General features: G+C 55.0%; 14 protein-coding genes. 9 read left to right on the top strand and 5 right to left on the bottom strand.

The annotated features are described in order from the left end of the window. Positions 1-99: 99 nt before the first annotated feature. Positions 100-1698 (bottom strand): AfsR/SARP family transcriptional regulator, encoded by a 1599-nt coding sequence (locus tag AC5EFR_RS11640; protein WP_493575978.1) that lies wholly within the window; start codon positions 1696-1698, stop codon positions 100-102. Between the two features lie 231 nt (positions 1699-1929). Here AC5EFR_RS11640 and AC5EFR_RS11635 point away from each other — a divergent pair, with 231 nt between their 5' ends. From AC5EFR_RS11635 to AC5EFR_RS11615, 5 genes are all read left to right on the top strand, one after another. Further along, entirely contained in the window at positions 1930-3069 is a 1140-nt protein-coding gene (locus AC5EFR_RS11635) for a phosphatase PAP2 family protein (protein ID WP_493575977.1), read from the top strand. Next, a complete protein-coding gene (locus tag AC5EFR_RS11630; protein WP_493575976.1) occupies positions 3066-5198 on the top strand; it encodes a hypothetical protein in 2133 nt (710 codons plus the stop codon). The genes AC5EFR_RS11635 and AC5EFR_RS11630 overlap by 4 nt, the downstream gene beginning before the upstream one ends. Before the next feature lie 241 nt (positions 5199-5439). Then, on the top strand, positions 5440-5934 hold the full coding sequence (locus AC5EFR_RS11625) for a hypothetical protein (protein ID WP_493575975.1): 495 nt from the start codon (positions 5440-5442) through the stop codon (positions 5932-5934). Positions 5935-5970: 36 nt separating this feature from the next. Then, the gene (locus AC5EFR_RS11620) at positions 5971-6231 is read left to right on the top strand and encodes a hypothetical protein (protein WP_493575974.1); all 261 of its coding nucleotides are present in this window, start codon (positions 5971-5973) and stop codon (positions 6229-6231) included. Between the two features lie 581 nt (positions 6232-6812). After that, on the top strand, positions 6813-7628 hold the full coding sequence (locus AC5EFR_RS11615; RefSeq protein WP_493575973.1) for a hypothetical protein: 816 nt from the start codon (positions 6813-6815) through the stop codon (positions 7626-7628). A gap of 125 nt (positions 7629-7753) precedes the next feature. On the opposite strand, the gene AC5EFR_RS11610 is transcribed toward AC5EFR_RS11615, so the two are convergent. After that, complete coding sequence (locus tag AC5EFR_RS11610) at positions 7754-9376, bottom strand: AMP-binding protein (protein WP_493575972.1); 1623 nt, start codon at positions 9374-9376, stop codon at positions 7754-7756. A gap of 66 nt (positions 9377-9442) precedes the next feature. Here AC5EFR_RS11610 and AC5EFR_RS11605 point away from each other — a divergent pair, with 66 nt between their 5' ends. Beyond that, positions 9443-10111, top strand: a complete 669-nt coding sequence (locus tag AC5EFR_RS11605; protein WP_493575971.1) for a sulfotransferase family 2 domain-containing protein — start codon at positions 9443-9445, stop codon at positions 10109-10111. On the opposite strand, the gene AC5EFR_RS11600 is transcribed toward AC5EFR_RS11605, so the two are convergent. Then, on the bottom strand, positions 10099-10626 hold the full coding sequence (locus AC5EFR_RS11600) for a TetR/AcrR family transcriptional regulator (protein ID WP_493575970.1): 528 nt from the start codon (positions 10624-10626) through the stop codon (positions 10099-10101). The two genes, AC5EFR_RS11605 and AC5EFR_RS11600, sit on opposite strands and share 13 nt — an antisense overlap. A 308-nt stretch (positions 10627-10934) precedes the next feature. Here AC5EFR_RS11600 and AC5EFR_RS11595 point away from each other — a divergent pair, with 308 nt between their 5' ends. Together AC5EFR_RS11595 and AC5EFR_RS11590 are read left to right on the top strand one after the other, a co-directional pair. Further along, positions 10935-11612, top strand: coding sequence for a methyltransferase family protein (locus tag AC5EFR_RS11595; protein WP_493575969.1), 678 nt, complete (start codon positions 10935-10937; stop codon positions 11610-11612). A 197-nt stretch (positions 11613-11809) separates the two neighbouring features. Then, the gene (locus tag AC5EFR_RS11590; protein ID WP_493575968.1) at positions 11810-12493 is read left to right on the top strand and encodes a Crp/Fnr family transcriptional regulator; all 684 of its coding nucleotides are present in this window, start codon (positions 11810-11812) and stop codon (positions 12491-12493) included. 4 nt (positions 12494-12497) lie between these two features. Here AC5EFR_RS11590 and AC5EFR_RS11585 read toward each other — a convergent pair whose 3' ends face one another. Together AC5EFR_RS11585 and AC5EFR_RS11580 are read right to left on the bottom strand one after the other, a co-directional pair. After that, positions 12498-12803 (bottom strand): DUF1294 domain-containing protein, encoded by a 306-nt coding sequence (locus AC5EFR_RS11585; protein WP_493575967.1) that lies wholly within the window; start codon positions 12801-12803, stop codon positions 12498-12500. Positions 12804-12812: 9 nt separating this feature from the next. Continuing rightward, complete coding sequence (locus tag AC5EFR_RS11580; protein ID WP_493575966.1) at positions 12813-13463, bottom strand: ribonuclease T2 family protein; 651 nt, start codon at positions 13461-13463, stop codon at positions 12813-12815. 287 nt (positions 13464-13750) lie between these two features. On the opposite strand from AC5EFR_RS11580, the gene AC5EFR_RS11575 reads away from it, so the two are divergent. After that, positions 13751-14500, top strand: a complete 750-nt coding sequence (locus tag AC5EFR_RS11575; RefSeq protein WP_493575965.1) for a DUF1013 domain-containing protein — start codon at positions 13751-13753, stop codon at positions 14498-14500. Positions 14501-14505: the final 5 nt, after the last annotated feature.

Genomic DNA, 14505 nt, shown 5'->3' with positions numbered 1-14505 from the left:
GATGTAAAAACCTATAAAACACGGTCCGCTTAGACGCATATTAGCAGCTACCAACGGTCAGCATCGCGATCTGCAGAGGCCGCAGATTTGAACGTTAACTCAATTTCCGTCAGCGGCAATCAATTCATTGGCAACACGGGTGCTGCGAAGAATTTCAGAGGGGTAATTGTTGTTGTGGATCAGTTTGGTAAGCGAATAGTCCGGTTCATCCTTGCGCATGTGGGTGACCAAACGGTCAAGCTTCTTGGTCTCCCCCTTGTAGGCATAGAGCAGGGTTAAATAGCGAAGCGGAGCGCGGAAATCAGGTTTGAGCCGGAAAGACGCCTCACCGGCGCGGATGGCGTCGTCAATCCGATGGGATTTGGCGGCAGCGATGCAATAGAAAGTTTCGACGGCATAACGATAGGGGCCGTCGCCGGAAATGCTCCGGGCGAAATTGGCGGCGGTCATCGCTTCGGGCAATTGCCCAAGCGTATAAAGAGCCGCCGAGCGGAAGCTCCATGCCAGTGGATTGGAGCGATTGGCCTCAATCGCCCGCGCCGAGAGGTCCAACCCATAGGCCGGATCATCCAACAGATAGGTGTGAATGTAAGAGGTCAGTGCCAGAACCATGGAGTTATAGGGATCAAGCTCTAAGGCGCGGCGGGCTAAATCCTCTGCTTCATCGCGCAATGCCTCTTGGGCCACCATGCGCTCGCCTTTGAAAAACGCAAGGATATACGCCGACCATGCTAGGAAAACCCCGCTTGGTTGCGCCTCGTGGTTGACGGCCAATTGGTGGCGCGCAAGTTCCAGGTCTTTGTTTTGGTTCCGAAAAATTAGTCGGATCGCCCCCAAGGTGCCACGTTCCAAGTAACGCAATTCCGAGGAGTTGCGATCAGGGGCGCTTGGGTTGAACACGGTGCGATCGACGCTGGTATTGACCAAGCGGTGCATCTGGGGCGTTTGTAACAAATCGGTGGGATCCACAGGAAGCAATTCGCTTCGGTTCCACAAAAGGCGTTTGTCAGAGCTGCGCGACATGCGCAGGTTTGTGGCCACCTGCGACGCGCCATTTGCGGACGAACTGCGGAGCCAGAACCCAGAGGAGGTTTCTTGGTCGATGTTGAAGTCCGGGTCATCGTCATCTGCGGTGACAATCCGGATGGCACACCAATCGGCAAGCGTTTGGCCAAAGGCGCTTGTGACGGCGTCATTGTGAAATTGGGCGGCGTCGCGTGGCGCGTCAATGACAAGAATAGGGGCCGGTTTACGCTCGTTTAGCTTTTCACTCGCGCGTCGTTCCGTTTCGAGCCAGTCGACAAATTCCGGGTCGCGGATGGAACTGCTTTCCAACAGCGTCGCGCCCTGTGGTGGGCGAAAATCAGGAGCATCAATATCGCGCAAAAACGCTCCGGGTTTGAGGCTGACGGTGTTATGCTCTGTTTGTATCAACTCGCGCAGATCGCCGAAGTGGCGCCGGATCGTGTAGATTTCGTTTTTGAGGCTACGCCCACCCTGCACAGGCTGCCGATCGCTCCATAATTTGTCGATCAGATACTCTTTGGAGCGCGACATATTCGGGGCCAACAACAGCAGTCCCAGCAAACCTTGTGCCTTGGCGCTTTTGCGCGGGGTAAGATCACGCCCGTCCATCGCCCGGACCTCAAAGGAGCCGAACAATTGCGCTTTTGCCAAAGGTGCCTGCGGGGTGCGCATGGGGCGTTTCAAACCATTTAATCGTTTCAATATTGACCCTAGCAAAGGAAAGCAACTCTGCCTAGCGCCCGTCAAAAATCGGTCAAAACCGCAGGGGTAATCTCGTCACAGCTTGACCCAAACCCTACTCCGGCCCGATCCTTTTAAACGGATCACCCTAAAACAATAAATCGGGGTTGGTCATGCTTGGGAAAAAGGGAGATTTGATCAATGGGAACGAATTCATACACAATGGCAAGTATGGCGTCGATGGCCAGCATGGCATCTATGGCTTCTATGGCGAGCATGGCCTCGATGGCAAGTTCCGGTGGGGGAGGTAAGTCCTTGACAACAGAGGCGGTTTCGGCCGCGGCTTCTGGGTCATTGATTGGGGCACGCGACGGAATTGTCGGGCACTACGAGCCTCCTGCAATCGTTCCAGATCATTTGCCATTCAATTCCCTGGACCATTTGGCCTTTATGGAAACAGGAGTGCGTATTTCCGCAATTCAGTCCGAATTATTTTCTGAAATCAAATTTGAATTGGGGGCAGAAGAGCTTTCTGTGTCTGATCGTGCAACTGGTGGTTTAATTGCAGGTGTAAAACGCCCGCATATGGGCGAGTTTCACAAGCAACTCGATTTTATTGCCGCCTATGCCGATTTACGCCTAGATCGGGCGTCCGAAATCTATGCGCAGGTTGGGGAAATCATGTCGGTCATCGGCCAGACGATTTCTCTTCATCCCCAGCGGCACAAATGGACCATCGAGTTCTTGTTTGTAGCGGTTGGCGCGGTGATCGAAATTGAAAAACGCTTTAAGGCGGTGATGAATGTCCGCCGTCCGTTTGAGCTTTCGTCGCAAATGCAGCCGATGATCACCACGCCTGCCCATAGTGCCTTTCCCAGCGGCCATGCGACCGAGGCGTTTGCTATGTCCGAAGTGCTGGCGGGGATCGTTGACCATATGGATGCCGCCCAAGGGCTAAGCGGGCGTGTGTCCCGTCGCGGTCAAATGCAGATGCAGGCCGCCCGTGTTGGTGTAAACCGGACCGTGGCCGGGGTGCATTACCCGATTGATACCTTTGCCGGAGCCAGCCTTGGGACCGCATTGGGCCACTATATGGTCGGGCGCTCCACCGGCGCTGCGACGATGCGGGGGTTGCGGTTCGAAAGCCCGTGGGACCCGGAAACTGGGGGGGATACGCCTGATTTCAGCCTGGCCACGTTCAATACACAAGCCGGAGCGCAAGATACCGGTCAAGACGGGGCCTATGTGCATCCGGGAGCGGCGTTTAATGTCCCTTGCTGTCCGTCTTTGGCGTGGTTGTGGAACAAAGCGGCCGAGGAATGGGCCGTTGAGGCACCAGCACAGGCGGGGGCCGGGGTATGACCCTAACCTGGACATCCCTGCCATCAACGCAGGCCGATCCGATGGGGGATTGGTTGGCGCAAACACAAGCGAAGGGCGCAGGAGATGGCTGGCGCCCGCGCATTATCTACACCAATCCGGGCCTCAGTGGGGCGAAATCGCTGACCGACTTGCAGGGCTTCTTTGACGGCCAATCACAGTATCAGGTTTCTGATCACGACTTGGCGCATTGGCTCTATGTGGATCAAAACGCCGGAGCGGACGGGTATGACACCGGTCCAAATGAGCTCATTGTTTTTGAAAAAGCCGATTGCCCCAGCTTTGATTTGCCAGCGGCCTTGCAAGCCTATCTAGATGTGCGCGATGCGACAGCGATTGTGGGAAGCGCATTGGGTGACAAAGCCAAGGGGGTTGCGGGCGGTCAAAGTACAACCACGACCGGCTTGCACCCCCGCCTCTTGGGGGGGGGCGCAAAGTCCGAGGGGCCCCATTCGGAGGGCGGGCCATTGGTGGTGACAGCGATCATCGACCATGCCATCCCCTTCGCCCATGCCCGGTTTCGTCAAGGGCCAACCCTTAGTCGGTTGGACGCGGTTTGGTTGCAGGGGCGCGGCGGAACCGGCACATCGGCAAATGACGTGGTGATTGGACGGCAGATGTCAGGTTCCGAGATCGACGGGTTTCTGGGCCGAATTGGCAAAGACTTGGACAGCGATGCTGCGGTGTATTCCGAAATTGCCAATCCTGCGGGGGCGTCATGGACAGCGGGCAACAGGCCTCTGGCGCAATCCTATTGTCACGGTGGCATGATGCTGGATATCGCCGCGGGGCGCGATATGGATGATCCCAAGGCACCGCGTCACCGTCTTCTCGCAGTCGAGCTGCCGCCGCAATTGGTCGCGCAGACGAATGGCTTCATGCATGAAATCTATGTGAAATCGGCGATGAATTGGATTTGGTACGCGGCGCGTCAGATCTATGCAGAGGTGCCACATGAGGTTTTGCTGACCTATAGTTTTGGCGACCACAGCGGCCGCCATGACGGGCAGGGGCTTTTGGATGCGGATTTTCAACTCAGGCTGGAGCGCAGCGAATTCGCAGCGATCACCGTTTCCGCCGGAAACGCGTTTCAGGCCGATTGCCACGCCGAGTTGAGCCCAAGCGAAATTGCCCAAGGGCAGGAGATGTTCTTGTGCCTACAGCCGGATGACAAAGCCCCCAGTTTTGTTCAGTTCTGGCTTGAGGGCGATCATCCTGAGTTGCCGTTTGAATTCGAAGTTGTGCCGCCATCGACCACTGGCTATGCCTCTCCACCTGCGCCCCTTTCTGAGGATGGTGAGTTGCAGGATATGGCCGACCCAAGCGCCGCCATCGCAAGGATTTATGTGCAGCGCGACATGCCCGAATACGCGCTGCCAAATGGCCTGTCAGGCAAGGCGCGGACACGGGTTACATTGGCCATTCGTCCAACGGCAGATGACGATCCGGATGCCCTTGTGGCGCCGGCGGGACGTTGGCGTCTGGTGTTCGCACCCAAACACGGGGTGGCCCTTTGTGATCAGGAGCGGCTGATGCTTTGGGTTGAGCGCGGGGATAGTTTGGCCGGGTTTCCTGCCCGCGGTCGGCAGGCCTATCTGGATCACGCAAGCCATCAGCGGCGTCTGGAAAACGGGCGTTTGGATGAGGCATTGGCCGTTGACGGGGATCCAATCAAGCGGCGCAATACCATGAGCAGCAATGCCTGCGCGGCGGGGGTCTTGGTCGCGGCGGCGGTGCGCGGCCCAACCTCTCAGGCCTTGGCGACCTATTCGTCCGCCGGGGCCGGAACGGCTGCCGTTGGTTCGGACCCGACCGGGCCATTGGTTGCGATGGAGGTTGAGTTGTCGGATACGCGCCGCTCAATGTTGGCAGCAGGGACGGGATCGGGGGCCGTGCGTCTTGCCAACGGAACCAGCGCCGCCACCGCCAACCTGTCGCGCAAATTGGCGGATGCGATATTAGACGGGCTGGCCGGAGCATGTGGGACAACGCCGAGCCTGGATTTGCGAAGCTATGCGTTGGGTTTGGCGTCAAAGGGCACAGGGCTCGACCCGGCACGCGTCGGTGCCGGTCGGGTTCGCAATGGCATTTTAAGAGAAGCGTTGCGATAGCCCCGATAGAATTGGACGGGACTCGGTGTCTTGGGCCGTTTGACCGACGGCCCAAGATCAAGGTTAGCAGCGAAAAATTTTCAATTTCTACCGAAATTTGACCGGAAATTGACCCAGGATTGACCATCCGATGCCCCCCGCCTGTTATGATACAACCACGCCGCGACTGGCCGCGAACGACCCCGAGCGACGACACCGAACGACACTGAGTAACAGACCGAGCGAAACCGGGAAGTGGATCATGGGGGATTGGATCATGCCGGAATGCTTCAGCTTTCTTAGACTCTACGCGCAATACGGTGCGGATATTCGGGACTTTGAGAAAGACGAAGAGGTTTCCTTGGTTCTCGGCGTCGTTATGTCGGAATTTGCCTACCCGGTCAGTAGCTTGATCGGCGCGAAATTGTCATCGCAGTGGTTGCGCGCCGGGGACCCGTCTTTGCAAGACGCCTCGGTTATGGATATCATGTTTGAGATGCAGCAATCCGGCTTTGTGGAGATCATCATGCGCGACCCCTCGGGGGCCGCGTTTTACGGCGGGTGGCTAGAACGGGGTAACACCTACAGGGTCACCAATGAATTGGTGTGTGGATACCGGATTATCGAATCCAACAAGGCAGATGGAACTGTCCGGCGGCATTCGTATTCGGAACGTTATGGGTATCAACCGGTTTGTGATGGCTTGCCTGTTTGCGCCCACACGGCGCAGCGGTTGAGTCAGCAACATGGGCGCTGATTGACAGGGCGCACTGAAAGTGAAGGAGTGGGAAACATGAGCGACAAGCTCAAAGTTGTCGGTGCAAAGGGTTTGCTGAACAAGCCTGTACTGCGCGTTATTCGCGGTGATGAGGCCAAAAGCTCTCCGCCAACGACACCCGACCCGAGTTGGGCCACAGATCAGATGGATTTGTGTGTCTCATTCGATAATTTCGAGCGGAGAAACGACGTATCTATGTCCGGTTTTGAACGCGATTGCGCGGGATGTGATCCTGATGAAGACGCGATTGCGATGAACAGTTTCGCCAATAACTAATGTGGAATTGGCGGACTGGATCGCGGTCCGTTCAAGTGGAATTGGGGTGAGCCCGGTATTGGTGTTGGGCAAATTAAAGCGGCTGAGTGCGATTTTGTTTCCGCGAGTTTAGAGTGCACCCCAATGCACGCCCGTCTGTCTTCTTTGTCCAAGTTTTTCAGTCAGAGACGGGCGTGCACTTTCTAACCAACGAGGACGTCATTGAGGATGCTATAACTCTCTGCATCCTTTACTCCGCGCGTGTTAGTTGCCACTATTTCTTAACAAGACAATATTTTAAGGCAGACTATATGAAAGATGGCGTGGCTGCGGACTTGGTGACAGCACTGTCGCGCACAGTTTTGGACCCGACGGGCTGGGACACCGCTTTGCGATCTTTGTGTGACTATTGCGGTGCGTCCAAAGCCTTGATTTCAAGACGCGCCCTCAAGGGGGCGGAAATTATCATCCCCACTCAGATCCAAAACGAGTGGCAAAGCCCGCTTATTCACGGTTTTTCGCCCCAAGAGGTTGAAACATTTTTGACCCAATTCGCGTCAAGTGACCCGTGGAACCAAATCGAAGCGCAAAATTTTCCCTACATGCCCTATGCGTTGAGCCGGTTTTTACCACAGAAAAAACTACAAGAGACGTCATTTTGGTCGTGGCTTGAACCTCAAGGTCTTGTTGATAGCGTTGTGGCGGTGGTCGATCAGGATGACACAGGTTGGACCGCGCTCAACCTATACTTGGATGCGCAACAAGCCCGCGAAAGTGCGCAGGTTATTGAACGCCTGTCAGAGGTTTTGCCAGATGTGAGCAAAGTGTGGACGGCAGGCCGGGAGGTTTTTGTCGCTCGTTCAGACAATTGGCCGATCCCCTCAATTGTTGAACATATGGCGGACCCATGTATCGTTGTTGACCTGAACTATGTCGTTTCTTCGCTTAATGAAGCGGCGTCAAACCTATCAGATCTTGGTGTCGTGCGCGCGACACCCGGCGACCTCTTGGAGCTTCCAAGGCAATGGACCCCCTGTTTGCCAAAAAAGCTGGCAGCAGTAGCGTGTTTGCCATTGTCCGACGAGGTTCACAATTGGCAGCCTTTTGTCGCCAAAGAAGTTCAATTAGAACATTCTTCCGGCGAGAAAAATGGTTATCGAATAATTTTTATATTGAAAAAACAAAATCTTGCAAAATCTGTTCCAGATTGGGAGCGATCAGACCTCAATGAACGGGAGAAACTATTGGTGCGCCTTTTGGCAGAGGGTGGCCGCGTAAAAGATGGCGCCGCGCTATTTGGCATTTCGGTTCGTGCCAATGCCGATATTTGGAAGTCCGCACGCGTCAAACTAGGAGGTTTGAAGAAACAGGATCTGGTTTTTCGCAATCGTCAATTCATCAAAGATGAAGGAAAATGAACTTGCAAGAATCTCAAAAAATCAACATGTTCACTATGTGTGAGTGTGTTGTGTGAGACGCCATGTTAGGCATTATTTATATGACGCGACGCCGGGTGAGGTTCTACCTCTACCCGGCGTTTTTTTTATAGAGTTTTCGCAAAACTGCGAAGCTCGAACTTTTGGATCTTGCCCGTAGATGTTTTGGGTAGCTCCTGGAAAATCACCGCTTTGGGCGTTTTGAAGCCGGCAAGCCGCTCTTTGGCAAAGCTGATGATCTCTGCTTGTGAACAGTCGTGACCATCTTTCAGTTCAATAAAGGCGCAAGGCACCTCGCCCCATTTTTCGTCCGGCTTGGCAACAACCGCACAGAGCAAAACCGCCTCGTGGTTCATCAAACAGGCCTCAACCTCGACCGAAGAGATGTTCTCACCCCCTGAAATGATGATGTCTTTGGCGCGGTCGGCGATTTGCACATAGCTATCGGGGTGGTGAACCGCGATGTCGCCAGAATGGAAGTAGCCGCCGGAAAATGCCTCATCCGTGGCACGCTGGTTTTTGAGATACCCTTTCATAACCCCATTGCCGCGAAACATAATTTCGCCCTTGGCCAGACCATCGCGGTCAATATCATCCATCGCCTCGTCGGTGACCCGAACCTCTTCGATAAAGGGCATGGCAACGCCCTGTCGAGCCTTGATCGCGGCGCGTTCATCGCCCTCAAGATCATCCCAACGGGCATTCCAGGTGCATTCGGTCGCCGGGCCATAGACTTCGGTCAATCCATAAACCTGTGTGACATTGAACCCCATCGGCTCGATCTTGGCGAGCGTGGCCGGAGCAGGGGGGGCTCCGGCGGTAAAGACCTCGACAACGTGATCGACGGGGCGTTGGGCCTCTGGTTCATTGACCAGCATGTTCAAGACAATCGGCGCGCCGCCAAAATGGGTCACCCCTTCGTCGGCGATGGCGTCAAAGATCGCCTTGGCGGTGATGTCGCGACAGCACACAACCGTACCGCCCAAGGCGGGCATCATCCATGTGTGACACCAGCCGTTACAGTGAAACAGCGGTACAATTGTCAGGTAAATCGGGTGCAAGGTCATGCGCCAGCTTAGCACCTGACCCATGGCGTTTAGATAGGCCCCGCGATGGTGGTACACCACACCCTTGGGCCGCCCGGTGGTGCCGGAGGTGTAGTTAAGCGCGAGGCTTTCCCATTCATCCTCGGGCATGATCCAGTCAAAATCAGGATCACCAGAGGCCAACAGCTCTTCGTATTCCATGTAATGACCATGGGCATGCACCCCGGCGATGTCGTCGGCAACCTCGATAATCTGTGGCGGGGTTGTGGCCATTTGCTCGATCGCTTCGGCGACAACCGGCAAAAATTGCGGATCACACAGCACCACTTTCGCCTCGCCGTGATCAAGGATGTAGGTGATTGTGTCGACATCAAGCCGCGTGTTGATCGCATTCAAAACCGCGCCACAGGCGGGTACACCAAAATGCGCCTCGGCCTGGGCCGGGATATTGGGAAGGACCGTGGCAACCACATCGCCGGGTTTAACGCCAAGTTTCGCCAATCCCGACGCCAGGCGGGTGACGCGGGTGATGTAGTCGGCATAGGTCTTGCGATGCGGGCCGTAAACGACGGCAAGGTGATCGGGCCAAATCGTGGCGGCGCGCTTCAAAAAGGAAAGCGGCGTTAGCGGCACATAGTTTGCGGCATTTTTCTCTAGCCCGGTTTCGTCACGCATCCAGCCCATGATGATCCTCCCTCTGTTTCGTAGCGGCACTATGCGCAGGCAGGCAACGCGTGAAAAGGGGATTCCGTGTCGCGCGGTAGGACGTTACACTACGGTATGATTATTTCGCCCGGCCGTCGGTTTATCTTTGTTCATATCCCCAAAACCGGGGGGACCTCGATGGCGTTGGCGCTTGAGGCGCGGGCGCATCGCGACGACGTTTTGATTGGCGACACGCCCAAGGCCCGCAAACGCCGGGCACGGGCCGACGCGCTAAACGCCAAAGGGCGGATTTGGAAACACTCGAACCTAAGCGATATCGACGGGGCGTTTGATGTGGACACGATTAGCGCGATGTTCTGTTTCACGCTGGTGCGTAATCCGTGGGATCGGGTGGTGAGCTATTATCATTGGCTTCGGGGGCAAGGTTTTGATCACCCAGCAGTTCAGATTGCTAAGCAATTGGAATTTCGTGATTTTCTGCATCATAGATTGACGAAGTCGACGCTGATCGCTTGGCCTTACGGGCGCTATATGCGCACGGTGGATGGGGTTGAGCGGGGGGCGTTTTTGCGGCTTGAACATCTCGATCAGGATATCGAGCCACTTGTCGAGCATTTGGGGTTTTGCCCGGACATGCCGCATGAAAATCGCTCGGAACGCGGCGACTACCGACGGTATTACGATAGCGAACTGCGCGACCTTTTGGGGCGGCTATGTGCCGAAGACATCGCGCGGTTTGGCTATGAATTCTGAGCCAAAACCCGATCAAAACGGGCGCGTATGGCTTCCTCTGACCATGAGCCGCCACTAAACAGATCAAGCATGAGCGCGCCAATCAAAAGCGCTAGGATTTCATCCGCGACCTCGGCGCCGGTGATGTTTTGGATTGTGGTTTGGTAGTTTGACATGGCCTGTTTCATTGCTGGATCTTTGGCGACGTCAGCTGGGGACATGCCACGGATAAAGTCGAAAACAAGCGCCATTTCACTGGCAAACCCCGTGCGCATATCCGTTGCTATGGCCATCAACTGATCGCATGGAGCCCCGGTTGGCGCAGGTGTTTCCTGCGGGGCCGTTGCGACAGCCGTGCAAGCAAGGAACAGCTCCTTTTTAGACGGAAAATAGTGATAAAGCGCGCTTTTCGACAGGCCAAGCGCCTCGGCAATCTTGCGCATCCCAAGCCCTGAATAGCCCTGTTCAGCAAAAAGAACGGCGGCACGGCCTGCCAATTCTTGTTTGTAGGCATCGTGATCAATGATTTTCGGCATTATTTCGTCCAAGTGGTCCAAAAAAGGAATTGACAGAGTCATACGGGAAAGTCCATACGGCAATTGTTTTCGACCGAGTGGACTAAAAAGGTGGCATTTTTGTTTGGCTGTAAGTCTGGCCACCGATTGGTGGGGGTGATCAAGATCGGCGCCCGGTTGACGACAGTTGCACAGGCGGCGGAGGGGCAGTTTTCGCCCGCCTATTTCGAACCTTTAAACCGCGCTGTGCCCATTGGGGCCAGGGCATTGATTTTGAGCCTGATCACCCTGTGGGTGTTGGTTGTAATACTCGTATAAGGAGAATTGAAATGTCACAATCCGGTGGTGTGTCGCGTGACCACGCGTTGTCAATTGGCCCGAAGCTCAGCTTTGCCCTCTTGCACGGAACCATTGTCGCGGTTTGCGCTTGGATCGCATTTGGCGGCGTCGCGTTGAGTGACCCCAAACGCGCTCAGATCTTGGTCTTGGTGGCAGCGTTGTATTTCGCCCGGCACCTGATCACATTGTTTATATTGCTAAAACGGAATGTTGCATGGTCCGAAGTTTTGGGTCTATCCGCCTTTATGGCTGTCTTCGAAATTGGCTTCACCCTCTTGGGCGGCGGGGCGGTGAGTGGGTTTTCCATCCCCTTTGGAGCGGTCGACGGTCTTGCCGTTGTTTTGATTCTCCTCGGGTCTTGGCTCAACACCTGGTCCGAACTCCAACGTTGGACGTGGAAGAAAATTCCGGCATCCAAAGGGCGGGCGTACACCTTGGGATTGTTTTCACACTCGATGCACATCAACTATTTTGGCGACACGGTGATGTTTTCGGGCTGGGCCTTGTTGACCCATTCTGTTGTGGCGTTTGTGGTCCCGGTGTTGATGACAGTGGGCTTCGTTTTCTATCATATTCCCGCGCTGGACGCCTATCTTTTGGAGCGCTATGGCGCGGAATTCAAAGCGTATTCCGACAAAACGGCCAAGTTCATTCCCTACCTGTACTAGCAATCAACCTAGGATTTGCAGGCTAGACAGGGAGAGGTTTGGAGACATATGGGAAGGCCAAAATTGTGCGATTTTGAGGGTTTTATGCGCTGTTAGCGGTGAGGCTGTTTTCGATTCTTTTCGAAAACGTTGATCCATGTCAACTTGTACGACGGCCTGCCTGACGTAGGGATAAGAGACCTAAGGGAGGCATATTAATGACACCGCAGATGACTAAGGTCTTGGCAAAAGGGCCGTTGTTTGGCCGCTTGCCGGCGCATGTCCGCAAGTGCCTTTTGGCCAAGGCGCAACCGCGCAGCTATGACCGCGGTGCTACAGTTTGTCTTCAGGGAGAGCAGGCCGTGACGTTGAAATTGGTGCTGGACGGCTGGATCAAACTATACCGGAACTCGCCCTCGGGTGACGAAGCTCTATTGGCAACTTTGGAAGCCGGGGAAAGCTTTGATGAGGTCGCAGCCTTGCAGAATGGTATCTCTCAGACCTCTGCCGAAGCTGTGAGCGCATGCACTGTTCTCCACTTGGATCTGACAGCGATCTGTAGCTGTTCGAACGCAAAGGCGGCGATTCAAGATGCGGTTCTGGATGCCTCCTCCCATCATATGAATGGCATGATGGAGCAAATTGAGCAGTTGAAAGTTCAGACAGGAACTCAACGACTTACAAAGTTTTTGATGCGGCTTCAAACTCAAGAGACGGGGCTTGTTGAACTTGAACTTCCCTTTGAGAAAACCATTCTGGCGGGCAAGTTAGGAATGAAGCCGGAAAGCTTGTCACGCGCTTTTGGCCGTCTCAAGCAGGTGGGCGTTTCAAGCGAATATCGCAACGTTCGGATCGAGGATATCTCGGCCCTGCGCGCCCTGTCTGAAGACATTGCTGCGTGACGACCTAAAGGCCGGTCAGCGCTTGCTTGATGTGGTCGCGTAGGCTTGGCTGGGTCCAAGCAACAACAAGACACACTTGGATCACCACAATTAGGTTCAAGATGGCGGCAAAAGGTTGCTTGCGCGTTTTATGCCGAAACCGGTGTTGGGCAAGTTTCGCCCCGAGACTCCCCCCCAAAAGAGCGAGGCCCAGTAGCGTTTTTTCCGGAATGCGCCAACCGCCCGAGACGGCGCGGCGTTTGTCAAAATAGAAACATGCAAACGCCGCGACGTTGGTTGCGAACCACAAGGCCAGTGCGGTGGTGCTCATACCGATCTTTTAGCGCACTGGTTCGAAGAGGGCGTCTTTGAGTTTGCAATCTTTGATCACATCGCGTCCACAGGGCACCGGTTGTAGATCCTTGGACAGGCAAAGACGTGCTTCTGAGATGAAACCATCGCGGCAGGTGATGGTCAGGTTGTCGGCGCTCCAATCAGGATTGGCTTTCAAGAAGGCTTCTTCAACAACCGAGGCGGGCAGTTTGACGCTTTTGTCAAGTTTGCGAAAGATTTGGGGGCGCGTCACGCTTTCATAGGCGTCGCGTGAAAGATCGTAATAGGCGCGGGCCGATAGGCCGGAACAGGTGCCGTGTTTTTTCCATTGATGCCACGCGAGGCCAGATGTGCCCATGATATCAACCATTTCAGATGTCATGCCCCGCGATGGCGGGCGTTCGACCGTTGGGCAAAAGCTTGGCCAGCCGCGATGGAATTGTGGCCACAAACCATGGAGAACCCAACCGTAATCGTGACGGGTTTCACATTGTTCCGAGCGCTTGGAATCGCCTTCGATTTCGCACCAATTGGGGGACCAGCTCAGAGCCAAAACATAGTAATCAAATTCGCCCGATTTATCGCCCTTGGCCAAGGCCCCGGAGGCCAGAGAGACCCCGAGAGCTGCCAACACAAGGCAGGTTTTTAGATTTTTCATAACGTTACTCCACGGCCCTATGCGTCTGAGGCGGTTGATGTTCTACCTTGTGGTAGAGCAGGCAGAAGCGCAGGTCCATGCTCTGTTGGGGGGAAAGCTAAGCCGGGATCGTCCCCACACTGGCAAGTTAACGCATTTTCGCTTCCATATAGGCGGATCGCGCACTATATACGCTGCAAGTTTCCCTACAACGGTAACCCGCCCCGGCCTCCGGGGCCGCCCAAGGCCCAAGCCTCGGGCGGGGCAAATAGCTATTTCGGGACCAAATTTCGCAAGGAGTTTATAATATGGCAAAGCTGCTGCACCCCAAGGCGACTGCGGTTTGGTTGGTGGATAACACCACGCTGACCTTTAAGCAGGTTGCGGATTTCACCGGCTTCCACGAGCTTGAAATTCAGGGCATCGCAGATGGCGATGTCGCAGTTGGCGTCAAAGGGTTCGATCCGATCGCCAACAACCAAATTGAGCAGGCGCAAATCGACAAGGCGGAAAAAGACCCGCTTTATAAAATGAAGATCAAGTTTAACCCGGCCGCTCATGACGAAGAAAAGCGCCGTGGCCCGCGTTACACACCGCTGTCCAAGCGTCAGGACCGTCCGAATGCGATCCTTTGGTTGGTGAAATTCCACCCCGAGCTAAGCGACGGTCAGATTTCGAAACTGGTTGGTACAACCAAACCGACGATCCAATCGATCCGCGAACGCACCCACTGGAACATCCAGAACATGCAGCCGATTGACCCGGTTGCGCTTGGGCTTTGCCGACAGACCGAACTGGACGCCGCCGTTGCCAAGGCTGCTAAGGCCACGGGCACAGTGATGAGCGACGATGAGCGCCGCAAACTGGTTTCAACCGAGCAAAGCCTTGAGATGGAAACAGAACCCCGTCTGCCGTCGTCGATGGAAGGGCTGGAAAGCTTTAGTCTCTCTGACACTCGTGATGAAGAAGAGAAAAGCGATGCCGATTATTCGGACGCTGACAGCTTCTTTAACCTCCCTGGTGGGGATGATGACGCTGAGGAAGACGAAAAGGACTAAGACCG

The sequence above is a fragment of the Pelagimonas sp. genome, assembly GCF_058892305.1.
The sequence above is the reverse complement of the archived record's forward strand: the minus strand, read 5'-3'. Positions and strand labels throughout refer to the sequence as shown.

Bases quoted from the DNA above. Each gene is read 5' to 3' on its own strand.
- AC5EFR_RS11640 (WP_493575978.1), bottom strand. From the start codon at position 1,698: ATGCGCACCCCGCAGGCACCTTTGGCAAAAGCGCAATTGTTCGGCTCC.
- AC5EFR_RS11635 (WP_493575977.1), top strand. From the start codon at position 1,930: ATGGCAAGTATGGCGTCGATGGCCAGCATGGCATCTATGGCTTCTATG.
- AC5EFR_RS11630 (WP_493575976.1), top strand. From the start codon at position 3,066: ATGACCCTAACCTGGACATCCCTGCCATCAACGCAGGCCGATCCGATG.
- AC5EFR_RS11625 (WP_493575975.1), top strand. From the start codon at position 5,440: ATGGGGGATTGGATCATGCCGGAATGCTTCAGCTTTCTTAGACTCTAC.
- AC5EFR_RS11620 (WP_493575974.1), top strand. From the start codon at position 5,971: ATGAGCGACAAGCTCAAAGTTGTCGGTGCAAAGGGTTTGCTGAACAAG.
- AC5EFR_RS11615 (WP_493575973.1), top strand. From the start codon at position 6,813: ATGCCCTATGCGTTGAGCCGGTTTTTACCACAGAAAAAACTACAAGAG.
- AC5EFR_RS11610 (WP_493575972.1), bottom strand. From the start codon at position 9,376: ATGGGCTGGATGCGTGACGAAACCGGGCTAGAGAAAAATGCCGCAAAC.
- AC5EFR_RS11600 (WP_493575970.1), bottom strand. From the start codon at position 10,626: ATGCCGAAAATCATTGATCACGATGCCTACAAACAAGAATTGGCAGGC.
- AC5EFR_RS11595 (WP_493575969.1), top strand. From the start codon at position 10,935: ATGTCACAATCCGGTGGTGTGTCGCGTGACCACGCGTTGTCAATTGGC.
- AC5EFR_RS11590 (WP_493575968.1), top strand. From the start codon at position 11,810: ATGACACCGCAGATGACTAAGGTCTTGGCAAAAGGGCCGTTGTTTGGC.
- AC5EFR_RS11585 (WP_493575967.1), bottom strand. From the start codon at position 12,803: ATGAGCACCACCGCACTGGCCTTGTGGTTCGCAACCAACGTCGCGGCG.
- AC5EFR_RS11580 (WP_493575966.1), bottom strand. From the start codon at position 13,463: ATGAAAAATCTAAAAACCTGCCTTGTGTTGGCAGCTCTCGGGGTCTCT.
- AC5EFR_RS11575 (WP_493575965.1), top strand. From the start codon at position 13,751: ATGGCAAAGCTGCTGCACCCCAAGGCGACTGCGGTTTGGTTGGTGGAT.